This window comes from Pseudomonas sichuanensis (assembly GCF_003231305.1).
Lineage (GTDB): Bacteria > Pseudomonadota > Gammaproteobacteria > Pseudomonadales > Pseudomonadaceae > Aquipseudomonas > Aquipseudomonas sichuanensis.
This window is the reverse complement of sequence record NZ_QKVM01000019.1, coordinates 41722-54440: the sequence shown is the minus strand read 5'-3', so window position 1 is coordinate 54440 and position 12719 is coordinate 41722. Positions and strand designations below refer to the sequence as shown.

Below are 12719 nucleotides of genomic sequence, written 5' to 3'. Positions count from 1 at the left end.
TCTGGGCGACTGATCAGAGGCGCTCGATCACCAGGGCGATGCCTTGGCCCACGCCGATGCACATGGTGCACAGGGCGTAGCGGCCACCGGTCTGTTCAAGCTGGTGCAAGGCGGTGGTGACCAGCCGTGCGCCGCTCATGCCCAGTGGATGGCCCAGGGCGATGGCACCGCCATTGGGGTTGACCCGTGGGTCGTCGTCAGCCAGGCCCAGTTCGCGCAACACGGCCAGGCCCTGGGCGGCGAAGGCTTCGTTGAGTTCGATGACGTCCATGTCGGCCAGCGCCAGGCCGGTCAGCTCCAGTACCTTGCAGGTCGCCGGCACCGGGCCGATGCCCATGATGCGGGGTTCGACCCCGGCCACCGCCAGCCCCAGCACCCGGCCGCGGGCTTTGAGGTTATGCCGGCGCGCGGCCTCGGGGCTGGCCAGCAGCAGCGCGCAGGCGCCGTCGTTGACCCCGGAGGCATTGCCGGCGGTGACGCTGCCACCCTCACGGAACGGCGTGCCCAGGCGCGCCAGTTGCTCAAGGGTGGTGTCGCCTCGGGGGTGTTCGTCGTGCTCAATAGATTTGGTCGGGCCTTTGCGCTGGGGGATCTCGACCGGCACGATCTCCTGGGCCAGGCGCCCGCTGGCCTGGGCCGCGGCGGCTTTGTGCTGGCTGCGCAGGGCAAAGGCGTCCTGGTCCGCACGGCTGATGCCGAATTGCTCGGCAACGTTCTCGGCGGTCTCGGGCATCGAGTCGATGCCGTATTGCGCTTGCATCAGCTTGTTGACGAAGCGCCAGCCGATTGTGGTGTCGTACAGCTCGGCGCTGCGGCCAAAGGCCTGTTCGGACTTGCCCATCACGAACGGCGCACGCGACATCGACTCGACCCCGCCGGCCAGCATCAGCCCGGCTTCGCCGCAACGCAGGGCGCGGGCGGCATTGCCGATGGCGTCCAGGCCCGAGCCGCACAGGCGGTTGAGGGTGGTGCCGGGCACGCTGATCGGCAACCCGGCCAGCAGGCTGGCCATGCGCGCGACGTTGCGGTTGTCCTCGCCGGCCTGGTTGGCGCAGCCAAGGATCACATCGTCGACCTGGCTCCAGTCCAGTTCGGGGTGGCGCGCCATCAGTGCCTTGATCGGTACCGCGGCCAGGTCGTCGGGGCGCACGCTGGACAGGGCGCCGCCGTAGCGGCCAATGGGGGTGCGCACCGCATCGATGATCAGTGCATAGGGCTGGCGGGTATCAGTCATGGGTGTTCTCCGGTGCCAGCACGCTGCCGCGCACCTTGTAGGATTTGCCGTGGAACAGGGCGATCAGCTCGCCATGCTGGTTTTCGATGCGCACGTCGTAGTTGCCGGTGCGGCCTTTGCGGCTCTGTTCAGTCGCGCTGGCGACGAGCTGGTCGCCACGTTTGGCCGCAGCGACGTAGTCGATGCTGCAACCCAGGGCCACGGTGGCTTCGTCATGGCTGTTGCAGGCGAAGGCAAAGGCCGAGTCGGCCAGGGCAAACAGATAGCCGCCATGGCAGGTACCATGGCCCTGGATCATGTCGGCGCGCACGGTCATGGCCAGGCGCGCGCTGCCGGGGCCGGCGTCGAGCAGTTCGATGCCCAGGCCCTGGCTGGCCGCATCGCGGGCGAACATGGCCTGGGCGCAGGCACGCGCCAGGGCTTGGGGGGACAGATCAGGCATGCAGGCGGCCTCCTTCGGCGTGGGTGCGGCGCAGCAGCAGGGAAGGGCGGTAGCGTTCCTCACCGTAGCTGCGTTGCAGGTTGTCGAGCACGCGCAGGGTGTAGCCGACACCGAGGCTGTCGGCCCAGGCCAGCGGGCCACGGGGGTAATTGACCCCGGCGCGCATGGCCAGGTCGATGTCTTGCGGCGTGCCAACCCCTTGCAGCACGGCGTCGGCCGCTTCGTTGGCGAGCATGGCGACGGTGCGTAGCACCACCAGGCCGGGCAGGTCGGCAACGGCGCTGACCTCGAGCCCGGCGCTGCGCAGCAAGGCGATCGCCTGGTCGCGAGCTTCGGCTGTGCAGTTGGCGGCGTGGCTGATGGCAAGGCGGGTAGCGCTTGCATAGTCCTGGGCCAGATCGAGCAGGACCAGGTTGCTCAGACCGTCCTCGCGGGCACGCTGGCTGGCCAGGCGACCGTCGGAAAGCGCCAAGGTGGCGTCGCCAACCCGCAGCAAGCCTGCGCCTGCGCGTTCGGTCACGCTGATACCTGCGCCGCGCAAGCGCTCCACCAGGGGGCGTAGTACGCCAAGGTCGCCTTCTGCCACGCAGCAATCCACATTCGCCTGGCTGGCCAGGGTGAGCGGTTGCGGCCTTTGTGCGCCCTCGGCATAGCTATAGAAGCCCTGGCCGGACTTGCGCCCCAGGCGCCCGGCATCCACCAGCGCCTTCTGCACCAGCGACGGCTGGAAGCGCAAGTCGCCATAGAAGGCCTCGAACACTGAACAGGTCACGGCGTAGTTGACGTCATGCCCGATCAGGTCGGTGAGCTCGAAAGCGCCCATGCGAAAACCACCGGCCTCACGCAGCAGGGCGTCGAGGGTGGCGCAGTCGGCGGCGCCTTCCTGCAGCAGGCGCAGGCTTTCGGCATAGAACGGGCGCGCCACGCGGTTGACGATGAAGCCCGGCGTAGACTGCGTGTGCACCGGCTCTTTGCCCCAGGCCCTGGCCGTTTCATGCAAGGTGGCGGCTACGGCTGGATCGCTGGCCAGGCCCGAGACAATTTCCACCAGGGCCATCAACGGCGCCGGGTTGAAGAAGTGCATGCCGATCACTTGCTGGGGGCGCTTCAGGCCGGCGGCCAGGCTGGTGATCGACAGCGACGAGGTGTTGCTGGCAAGGATGCAGTCCTCGCCACACAGGGCTTCGAGCTGATGCAGCAGGCCTTGTTTGATCGACAGGTTCTCGACGATGGCTTCGATGACCAGGCGCGCGGGTGCGAGCGCATCGAGGGTTTCCACAGGCTGCAGGCGGGCGCTGATGGCTGCACGCTCGGTGGCTGGCAGCCTGCCTTTTTCCACCAGGCGGCCGAGCTGCCGGTCGATGCCTGCAACGGCTTGCGCGGCGGCGCCTGGGCGGTTGTCGTAGAGGCGAACCGGATGGCCGGCCTGGGCCGCTACCTGGGCGATCCCGGCCCCCATGGCACCGGCACCAATGACTGCCACCAACGTGTTGCGGTCGAGTGCAGCCATGATCAACGCCCCTTGAACGCGGGTGCGCGCTTGTTCATGAAGGCGCTGACGCCTTCGCGGTAGTCCTCGCTGCGCCCGGCCAACCGTTGCAGGTCGCGCTCCAGCTCCAGCTGTTGGTCGAAACGGTTGTCGTAGCTCTGGTTCAGTGCGCGCTTGATCAGGGCCAGGCCGTAGGTGGGCTGGGTCGCCAGCTGGCGGGCCAGGGTCAGGGCCTCGTCGCGCAGGGCTGCATCGTCGACCACCCGATAGATCAGCCCCCACTGTTCCGCCTGTTCGGCGCTCAGGCGCTCACCGAGCAATGCCAGCGCCTTGGCCCGGGCCATGCCGACCAGGCGCGGCAGCAGCCAGGTGCCGCCGGAGTCGGGTACCAGGCCGATCTTGCAGAACGCCTGGATGAAGCTGGCCGAACGCGCTGCCAGCACCAGGTCGCAGGCCAGCGGCAGGTTGGCGCCGGCACCGGCGGCCACGCCATTGACGGCACAGATCACCGGTAGCGGCAGGTCGCGCAGGCTGCGTACCAGGGGGTTGTAGAACTTTTCGATGGACTCGCCCAGGTCGGGCATCTCGGCGCCGGGGGCGACATTGCGATCGGACAGGTCCTGGCCCGCGCAGAAGCCGCGGCCTTCGCCGGTCAGCAGCAATACCCGGGCGTGTTCGCTCTGGCGCACTTGCTTGAGGGCTTCGCGCACTTCCAGGTGCATGGCGCTGTTGAAGCTGTTCAGTTGCTCGGGCCGATTGAGACTGAGCAGGGCGACGCCGTCGTCGTCGATGGAAAACAGGATGTGCTGGAAAGGCATGCTGGAAGCGCTCCGTCGGTGGAGGGAAGGGGTCACTGGCCGAGGAAGCGGGCCGGGCGTTTTTCCTGGAAGGCGCGAATGCCTTCGTTGCGGTCGGCAGTACCGGCCAGCAGGGTGAATGCGTGGCGCTCGAAACGCAGGCCGCTGGCCAGGTCGGTGTCCTGGGCCTTGAGCAGCGCCTCCTTGGCCAGGCGCACGGCCAACGGGGCCTTGGCGGCGATAGCGCGGGCCACCTGCAGGGCGCGCTCGACCGTCAGTTCTGGCTCGGTGACTTCGCTGACCAGGCCGGCCTGCAAGGCACGGCGGGCGTCGATGGCCTCGCCACTGAGGACCATCTGCATGGCCAGCGGCTTGCCCACTGCTCGCAGCAGGCGCTGGGTGCCGCCGGCGCCGGGGATGATGCCGAGGTTGATTTCGGGTTGACCGAACCGTGCATCGCTGCCGGCAATGACGATATCCGCGCACATCACCAGTTCGCAGCCACCGCCCAGGGCGTAGCCGTTCACGGCCGCGACCAGTGGCTTGGTGAAGGCAGCGATGCGTTGCCAGTGGGATACGCGGGGGTCGTTGAGGATACCGACCAGGTCGCGCTCGGCCATTTCGTTGATATCGGCGCCGGCGGCGAAGGCCTTGCGGCTGCCGGTGATGACCACGGCACGGGTGTGTTCGTCGCGCTCTGCGGCGTCGAGCTGGGCGGCCAGCTCGGCCAGCAGCTCGGTGTTCAAGGCGTTGAGGGCTTGCGGGCGGTGCAGGGCAATCAGACGGACGCCGTCCGCTGGGGGCTGCACAACGAGGTTGCTTGGCATGGTGGTACCTCAGGCTGCACGTTCGGCGTCAGCCGCAGCTGGCTTTTCTTGGAATTGTTGGCGGTGCTGGGGCAAGTATAAATTCAAAGCGATACCGCAATGCAATAGATAAATTGATTATATGTATCTGATTGTGCTCCTGGCCTCGCTAGCGCGATCCATCGCCGGCAAGCCGGACCCCACAGAATAATGCGCCATAGCGTTAGCGATCAGGTCCTTTTGAAGCCGTATTACAGGCAATGAATCGTCGCCCTCAAAGCGATACACGCTTGAATGAATTGACTGAATCATTTGAAGTGATACAAGATCGGCTTGTCATTCGAATCACATTGAGTAACAACCTATGCCCAGCTACCGCCTCGACGGCCTGACCCCGGTGGTTCACCCCAGTGCCTATGTCCACCCCAGCGCAGTCCTGATCGGTGACGTGATCATCGGCCCCGATTGTTATGTTGGCCCGCTGGCCTCATTGCGCGGCGACTTCGGGCGTATCGTCCTGGAGCAAGGCGCCAACCTGCAGGACACCTGCGTGATGCATGGTTTCCCTGGGGGCGACACGGTGGTGGAGCGCAATGGGCACGTCGGCCACGGTGCGGTGTTGCACGGTTGCCGGGTGGGCGAGGATGCCTTGGTGGGGATGAATGCGGTGGTGATGGATGGGGCGCATATCGCGCCGCGCTGCATCGTCGCCGCCACGGCCTTCGTCAAGGCCGGCTTCCAGTGCCCGGAGCAGACTCTGGTGGTGGGCGCGCCGGCCGAGGTCAAGCGCCCGCTCAGCGACCAGGAGCTGGCCTGGAAGCAACGCGGCACTGCCCAGTACCACGCCCTGACCCGACGTTGTATGGCCTCGATGGTGGAGTGCCCTCCATTGAGCGAAGCAGAGGCGCAGCGCCCGCGCATGGGTGATTCAGGTTTCCGACCCAAGGCCGAGGGCGGCGCATGAACCTTGCACGGCCACGGCAGGCAGGTATAGTCGAGGCTTTAGCCGCGCCGCGCCCCCTCATGAGCAGCCTTGCCCCCCTGAATCACCTGATCACCCGCTTCCAGGAGCAGACGCCGATCCGCGCCAGCTCGCTGATCATCACACTCTATGGCGATGCCATCGAACCCCATGGCGGCACGGTCTGGCTGGGTAGCCTGATCAACCTGCTGGAACCGATGGGCATCAATGAGCGGCTGATCCGTACCTCGATCTTTCGTCTGACCAAGGAAGGCTGGCTGACCGCCGAGAAGGTGGGGCGACGCAGCTACTACAGCCTGACCGGCACCGGCCGGCGGCGTTTCGAGAAAGCCTTCAAGCGTGTCTACAGCGCCAACCTGCCGGCCTGGAACGGCGCGTGGACGCTGGTGCTGCTGTCGCAGCTCGATGCCGCCAAGCGCAAAGCCGTGCGTGAAGAGCTGGAGTGGCAAGGTTTCGGCGCCATGGGCCCGAACCTGCTGGGCTGCCCACGCAGCGACCGTGCCGACCTTGCGGCGACGCTGCGCGAGTTGGACGCCGAGGATGACAGCATCGTGTTCGAGACCCACGCCCAGGAAGTGCTGGCCTCCAAGGCCTTGCGCGCCCAGGTGCGCGAGAGCTGGAACATCGATGAACTTGGGCAGCATTACAGCGAGTTCATTCGCTTGTTCCGCCCATTGTGGCAGGCGATGAAAGAGCTGGAGGCGCCCGATGCCGCCGACTGCTTCCTGGCCCGCACCTTGCTCATCCACGAGTACCGCCGCCTGCTGCTGCGCGATCCGCAATTGCCGGATGAGTTGTTGCCGGGCGACTGGGAAGGCCGAGCGGCTCGGCAACTGTGCCGTAACCTGTATCGGCTGGTGCAGGGCAGGGCAGAGGAGTACCTTGCCACTGCGCTGGAGACCGCGGACGGGCCGCTGCCGGATGCCAACAGCAGCTACTACCAACGGTTCGGTGGATTGAGCTGACTAAAACAGCCGAATCCCTGCGGAAACCTCGACGGCTTTGCTGATGTTGTAGCCGACAACGCGCCATTGCTCAGCTTCCTCGCTGAGCAGCACGGCCTCGGTGACGGTCATGTTTGCAAAGGTTGATTGGGTCTGGACGGCCGCGTAATGACCAGGCGGCGCATCCGGCAGTTGTTTGGTGAACGCCACCTGGTATTGATTGCGCTGCTGCAGCTCGCCAAGCCCCATGCGTAGTCCGCTGATGCCTTTGACCCAGTTTGGCTCGGTCGTAGCTGCTTTGAGTACTGCACCTGCCGACGCCCAGGTCATATCGGCTCTTCCCGCGTCCAGCAATAGCAGGAACTCGTTCGCGGTATCCGCTATCTGTCTCTGCTGTTGCGCAGAGCCAGGCTGGGAGAGCACTACCGCCGACGTATTCGTCGCGGGCGCGTTGGTATTGATGGAGACATCACAGCCTGCGAGCAACAGCAAACCGACCAGTAAAACACCTTGCTTCATGCAAAAGCCTCGAGAGTAGAGGGGGTCAGCGAGCTATTAAACCTAAAACCGGACGCGTTGGACACCCGCAAGGCCGTACACAGCACATTGCTCAAAAGGTCTCAAGTCTGTCGAATTATGACTTGGACGATCTTGGTAGGGGCGCAATAGGATTGCCGCCATCGGAGTTCATGACCAACTCCCCTAATCAGGAAAATCCAGATGAACCTCAAATCCCTTATCGCCAACCCACTGGGCTTCGGCACAGCGCCCCTGGGCAACATGTTCCGCAATGTCCCAGAGGCCGAGGTGCAAGCCACTGTCGACGCCGCCTGGAACAACGGCGTGCGTTACTTCGACAGCGCGCCGTTCTACGGTGCCGGCCTCTCCGAATCGCGTCTGGGCAACGCCCTGGTCGGTCGTCCGCGTGACGAATACGTGCTCAGCACCAAGGTCGGCCGGATCATCCTCGACGAACTGGAAGACCCTGCCAGCCGTGAGCTGGGCGAGAAGAGCGGCTTGTTCGAACACGGCAACCGCAACCGCATCGTCAACGACTACAGCGCCGACGCCACCTTGCGTTCCATCGAGGACAGCCTGCGTCGCCTGAAGACCGACCGCCTGGACATCGTCTGGATCCACGACATCGCCCAGGACTTCTATGGTGACGAGTGGCTGGAGCGTTTCGAAACCGCGCGTAAAGGGGCCTTCCGGGTCCTCACCCGCCTGCGTGAAGAAGGCGTGATCAAGGCGTGGGGCCTGGGTGTGAACCGGGTCGAGCCGATCGAGCTGACCCTCGACCTGGACGAGCCGCGTCCAGACGGCTTCCTGCTCGCGGGTCGTTACTCACTGCTGGATCACGATCGCGCCCTGCAACGGGTCATGCCGCAAGCCGTGGAGCAGGGCGTTGGCATCGTCGTCGGCGGCCCCTACAGCTCTGGCGTCACTGCCGGTGGCGAGCACTTCGAATACCAGAAGGCCTCCCAGACGGTGCTGGAGAAGCTCGAACGCATTCGTGCGGTCGCCCGTGCCCATGGTGTCGACGTCAAGGCCGCCGCCCTGCAATTCGCCCTGGCCCACCCGGCGGTGGTCGCAGCGATCCCGGGTTCGACCCGTGCGCTGCACGCCAACGAAGACCATGCAGCCCTGAGTGCCGTCATCCCCAGCGCGTTCTGGAACGACCTGCGTCAACAAGGCCTGGTCAACGCCCTGGCGCCCGTTCCAACCGTTTGAACTGACTTTGCGGGGCCGCGTGGCGGCCCTGTCCTTAACGCATCATCGGGGTTGAACCCCAGGAGAAACATCATGGCTACTGCACAATCGTCCATCGAACTTGCCGTCAATGCCGACCGTGTCTGGCAACTGATTGGCGGCTTCGACGCACTGCCCGACTGGCTGGCGTTCATTCCACACAGCACCCTGAGCGAAGGCGGCCGCGTGCGCACGCTCAAGAGCATCGACGGCGACACCATCATCGAGCGCCTGCTGGACTTCAACGAAGCCGGGCGCAGCTACAGCTACACCATCCTTCAAGGCCCGGCACCGGTTCGCGACTACCAGTCGACCCTGCGCGTGGTGCCGGAAGGCCAAGGGGCCCGCGTGGAATGGTCCGGCTCGTTCGTGCCGGTCGGTATCAGCGATGCCGAAGCGAGCGCGATGTTCACCACCATCTACCAGGATGGCCTGGCGGCGCTGAAGCAAGCACTGAAAGGTTGATGGATGGCTTGGGGCCGCAAAGCGGCCCCAAGCCCAAGCAGCCCGCCCCGAACCGTGTTTCCACGGCCTTACTCATTTTCGAAGACTCATATGCTGGACTTCAGACAACTGCGTTATTTCGTCGCCGTGGCTGAGTTGGAACACGTGGGCAAGGCGGCGGAGCAACTGCACATCTCCCAGTCGCCGCTCAGCCGGCAAATTGCCCAGCTTGAGGAGCGCCTGGGGCTGCAGCTGTTCGAACGCAGTCAGCAACGGCTGCGCCTTACCTCCGACGGTCGCACCTTCCTGTACGAAACCAAGGCCCTGCTCAAACACGCCGAACGCCTGGAGTCACTCGGCCGCCGACTGGGCCGGGGCGAGACGGGCGGGCTGTGCATTGGCTACGTCAGCCACGCCATCCATGCTGGGGTGTTGCCCAAGGCGTTGCGCCAGGTCCGTGAGCAACGGCCGGGCATCCATATCGCCCTGTACAACCTGACGGCTCAAGAGCAATTCGAGGGGCTGCGCCAGCGCAGCCTCGATATCGCACTGGTGTGCGAGCCGATACCGGCGGGGGATCTGGACCTGCTGGCAACACCGGTATTCAAAGATCCGCTCTATCTCGCGCTACCCTTGGGGCATCCACTGGCAGCCAAGGCGCAGATCGACCCTGGCGATCTTCACGAGCAGGATTGGATCATGGTCGACGGGCACGCCACCCCCAACCGTCGCGAGCGTTTCATGGCCCGTTGCGTGGAAGCAGGCTTTACCCCGCAGATCCGGCTGGAGGCCGCCGAACCGCTGAGTGCGCTGGGGCTGGTGTCCGCAGGATTAGGCCTGGCGCTGATACAGCAGAGCATTGGCGGTGGCAGTAACCCTGAGGTGGTCCTGCGCGAGTTGCCGTGGTTACAGCAAAGCATCGGCCTCTGGGCAGCCTGGCACCGTGTTGACCTGCGCCCGATAGTAGGCGAGTTTCGTCAGATCGTATTGGCTGGCGCAGAGTACTGAGGACCCGTAGCATCATCGAGGCAATCGCACGGTCCTGTCCTGATGACAGGGCCGCTGACATCTGCGCGCTCGCACCCTGATTATTCATTCACCAAGGAGCCGATCATGGATCTAGGTATCAAAGGCCGCTGGGCGATCGTCTGCGCCGCCAGCCAAGGGCTGGGCAAAGGCTGCGCCGAGGCGCTGGCGGGCGAAGGCGTCAACCTGGTGATCAATGCGCGCACCGCCACTACCCTGGAGCAGACTGCTGCCGAGCTGCGTAGCCGGTTCCCGGCAATCGAAGTGGCCACGGTCGCCGGTGACGTGGCCGAGCCTGCGGTCCGCCAGGCCCTGCTCAGTGCCTGCCCGCACGTCGATATCCTGGTCAACAATGCAGGCGGCCCGCCGCCGGGGGATTTCCGTGACTGGGGCCGGGATGACTGGCTCAAGGCGCTGGACGCCAACATGCTCACGCCCATCGAACTGATCAAGGCCGTGGTGGACGGCATGGCAGAACGTGGCTTTGGCCGGGTGGTGAACATCACCTCCGGTGCGGTCAAGGCGCCGATCGACCTCCTGGGACTTTCCAATGGCGCACGTAGCGGCCTGACCGGTTTCATCGCCGGGCTTGCCCGCCAGCAGCGCCTGGCCGGGCGCAATGTGACCTTGAACAACTTGCTGCCAGGCGCGTTCGACACGGCACGCCTGCACAAGACCCTGCAGGCGGCGAGCCAGGCCAGCGGTGATCTGCAGGCGACGACCCGGGCACGCCGCCAGGCGATCCCGGCGGCGCGGTTCGGCAATGCCGAGGAGTTCGGTGCGTACTGTGCGTTCCTCTGCAGTGCCCATGGGGGCTATATCACCGGGCAGAACCTGCTGATCGACGGCGGGGCCTATCCAGGGACCTTCTGAGCAACGGCATCCGGGTGCGCGGCAAGCGATCAATCCAGCCGCGTCACCCACTTGCCGGACGCGCTGCCGTCCTTGAGCTGGCGTAACGCCTGCGGCAGCGCTTCGAAGGCAAAGTCCCGGCGCTCCGGCGCCAGTAGCCGACCATCGGCGACCATTTGCAGCAAACCTTCGCCTGCGACCTTCAACGCCTGGCGATCTAGCAATCGGCCATGGGCATGGATGCTGTTGAGGGCTACTTCATGCAGTGAGATTGCTGTACTGAAAGCGGCCAGCGGCGCGGTTTCCTGGCGGTCCTGGATGCACACCAGGTGGCCGTTGTAACCCAACAGGTGGGCCAGGCTTGCGGCATGCACGCCGCTTACGGTGTCGAACAGGGCGTGCAACGGGCGCTCGCCGAGGGCGGTTTGCAAACGTGCCAGCCAGTCGTTGGAACGGTAGTCGAATACCCCAATCACACCCATTTGCTTGAGGCTGGCATGATGTTTTTCGCCCGCCGTGGCCCATACCCGCAGACCGCGCTGCACGGCGAGCTGGACGAGGTAGAAGCCGACCGCGCCACCCGCACCGATCACCAGCACGTCGCTAGATGCACCGTTGCCGACCTTGGCCAGCGCTTGCCAGGCGGTAAGCGCAGGGCAAGGCACCGCGGCGGCTGCGGTGGCTTCGAGGTTGCCCGGAACCTGCATCACCAGGTCGGCGTCGAGCAGGCAGTACTCGGCGAAGCTGCCATCGCGGGACAGCGATTGGTGATAGGCGATGCGCGTCCCCAGTAGCAGGTCGACGCCTTCACCGACCGCGGCGACGACGCCGACGCCATCCACGCCCGGTACGGTGCCCTGGCGCCAGTCGGCATGGCCCCATTCACAGATTTTCCAGTCCACCGGGTTGAGGGCGATGGCGCGGTTGGCCACCAGCACTTGGCCAGGGCCGGGTTGCGGCAGGGGTTTGTCGATGAGCTGCAGACCGTCCAGGCCGGCGTTCGGGGTCCAGCCCCAGGCTCTATGGGTGTTGTGCATAGGGATCCTCGTGAAAGTAGGAGGGCAGGGTAGCCATCAATGACAAAGGGCCGCTGGGCGGCCCTTGTGTTCAAGCAAACTGGATTCAGATTGCGAGGCTGTCGACCACACCGCCGTCGACCCGCAGGGCTGCGCCGGTGGTGGCGGAGGAGTAAGGGGACGCGAGGTAGACCACCAGATGGGCGACTTCGTCGACCTCGGCGGCGCGCTGGATGATCGAACTCGGACGGGCGCTGCGCACGAAATGGTCAGCCTCTTCGCGGATGCTGCGGCCGGAGGCCTTGGCAGCGTCGGCCACCAGGTTGGCGACGCCGTCGGTCAGGGTTGGCCCTGGCAGCACTGCGTTGACGGTGACGCCGGTACCTGCCAGGCGCTTGGCCAGGCCGTGAGAGACGGCGAGGTTGGCGGCCTTTGTTACGCCGTAGTTGATCATGTCGGCGGGGATGGCGATGCCGGACTCGGACGAGATGAACAGGACCCGCCCCCAGCCTTTTTCGACCATGGCCGGTGCGTAGTGACGAGCCAGGCGCACGCCGGACAGCACGTTGGTTTCGTAGAAGCGGGCCCACTCGCTGTCGGCTACCTCGAAGAAGTCGACGTCATCGTAGATGCCCAGGTTGTTGACCAGAATGTCGGCACTGGGATGGGCCTCGAACAGGGTCTGGGCGCCTTCGGCGGTGCCCAGGTCAGCAACGACACCGTGGACCTGACCACGCCCGCCTTGGGCGCGCAGTTCGGTGAGGGCGGCATCCACCGATTTCTGGCTACGGCCGGCGATGACGACGTCGGCATGGGCCCGGGCCAGCCCGCGGGCGATGGCCAGGCCAATACCGCCGGTCGAGCCGCTGATGATGGCGGTGCGTCCGCCGAGGTCGATGTTCATGGAATGGCTCCTGTGGGTGAGTTGTATCGATGAG

The 12719-nt window shown here is 65.4% G+C and carries 14 protein-coding genes; 6 read left to right on the top strand and 8 right to left on the bottom strand.

The window, feature by feature from the left end:
- Positions 1-13: 13 nt before the first annotated feature.
- Genes pcaF through paaF form a run of 5 tightly spaced genes read right to left on the bottom strand, consistent with a single transcriptional unit; the run spans position 14 to position 4789 of the window.
- Positions 14-1234, bottom strand: a complete 1221-nt coding sequence (gene pcaF, locus DM373_RS12275) for a 3-oxoadipyl-CoA thiolase (RefSeq protein ID WP_110993841.1) — start codon at positions 1232-1234, stop codon at positions 14-16.
- A complete protein-coding gene (gene paaI, locus DM373_RS12270; RefSeq protein ID WP_110993840.1) occupies positions 1227-1676 on the bottom strand; it encodes a hydroxyphenylacetyl-CoA thioesterase PaaI in 450 nt (149 codons plus the stop codon). Before paaI ends, pcaF begins: the two co-directional genes overlap by 8 nt.
- Positions 1669-3186: a 3-hydroxyacyl-CoA dehydrogenase PaaH gene (paaH, locus tag DM373_RS12265; RefSeq protein WP_110993839.1), complete on the bottom strand. Its 1518-nt coding sequence runs from the start codon at positions 3184-3186 to the stop codon at positions 1669-1671. The genes paaI and paaH overlap by 8 nt, the downstream gene beginning before the upstream one ends.
- Positions 3187-3188: 2 nt before the next feature.
- Entirely contained in the window at positions 3189-3983 is a 795-nt protein-coding gene (paaG, locus tag DM373_RS12260; protein WP_110993838.1) for a 2-(1,2-epoxy-1,2-dihydrophenyl)acetyl-CoA isomerase PaaG, read from the bottom strand.
- A 32-nt stretch (positions 3984-4015) separates the two neighbouring features.
- Positions 4016-4789: a 2,3-dehydroadipyl-CoA hydratase PaaF gene (paaF, locus tag DM373_RS12255; protein ID WP_110993837.1), complete on the bottom strand. Its 774-nt coding sequence runs from the start codon at positions 4787-4789 to the stop codon at positions 4016-4018.
- Positions 4790-5132: 343 nt separating this feature from the next.
- Here paaF and paaY point away from each other — a divergent pair, with 343 nt between their 5' ends.
- Together paaY and paaX are read left to right on the top strand one after the other, a co-directional pair.
- Positions 5133-5732, top strand: a complete 600-nt coding sequence (gene paaY, locus DM373_RS12250) for a phenylacetic acid degradation protein PaaY (protein WP_110993836.1) — start codon at positions 5133-5135, stop codon at positions 5730-5732.
- Positions 5733-5791: 59 nt separating this feature from the next.
- Positions 5792-6715, top strand: a complete 924-nt coding sequence (gene paaX, locus DM373_RS12245) for a phenylacetic acid degradation operon negative regulatory protein PaaX (RefSeq protein WP_110993835.1) — start codon at positions 5792-5794, stop codon at positions 6713-6715.
- Here the strand turns inward: paaX and DM373_RS12240 are convergent, their stop codons facing one another.
- Positions 6716-7213, bottom strand: coding sequence for a DUF4019 domain-containing protein (locus DM373_RS12240; RefSeq protein WP_110993834.1), 498 nt, complete (start codon positions 7211-7213; stop codon positions 6716-6718).
- A gap of 201 nt (positions 7214-7414) precedes the next feature.
- Between DM373_RS12240 and DM373_RS12235 the strand changes: the two genes are divergently transcribed.
- The 4 genes from DM373_RS12235 (at position 7415) to DM373_RS12220 (ending at position 10786) form a co-directional block, all read left to right on the top strand.
- Positions 7415-8425 carry an aldo/keto reductase gene (locus tag DM373_RS12235; RefSeq protein WP_110993833.1) on the top strand — a complete coding sequence of 337 codons (1011 nt, stop codon included), beginning with the start codon at positions 7415-7417 and terminating at the stop codon, positions 8423-8425.
- Positions 8426-8497: 72 nt separating this feature from the next.
- Positions 8498-8908 carry an SRPBCC family protein gene (locus DM373_RS12230; RefSeq protein WP_110993832.1) on the top strand — a complete coding sequence of 137 codons (411 nt, stop codon included), beginning with the start codon at positions 8498-8500 and terminating at the stop codon, positions 8906-8908.
- 90 nt (positions 8909-8998) lie between these two features.
- On the top strand, positions 8999-9895 hold the full coding sequence (locus DM373_RS12225) for a LysR family transcriptional regulator (RefSeq protein ID WP_110993831.1): 897 nt from the start codon (positions 8999-9001) through the stop codon (positions 9893-9895).
- 105 nt (positions 9896-10000) lie between these two features.
- Positions 10001-10786, top strand: coding sequence for an SDR family oxidoreductase (locus tag DM373_RS12220; RefSeq protein WP_110993830.1), 786 nt, complete (start codon positions 10001-10003; stop codon positions 10784-10786).
- A 29-nt stretch (positions 10787-10815) separates the two neighbouring features.
- Here the strand turns inward: DM373_RS12220 and DM373_RS12215 are convergent, their stop codons facing one another.
- The gene (locus tag DM373_RS12215) at positions 10816-11802 is read right to left on the bottom strand and encodes a zinc-binding dehydrogenase (protein WP_110993829.1); all 987 of its coding nucleotides are present in this window, start codon (positions 11800-11802) and stop codon (positions 10816-10818) included.
- Between the two features lie 85 nt (positions 11803-11887).
- A complete protein-coding gene (locus DM373_RS12210) occupies positions 11888-12685 on the bottom strand; it encodes an SDR family NAD(P)-dependent oxidoreductase (RefSeq protein WP_110993828.1) in 798 nt (265 codons plus the stop codon).
- Between the last annotated feature and the right edge of the window lie 34 nt (positions 12686-12719).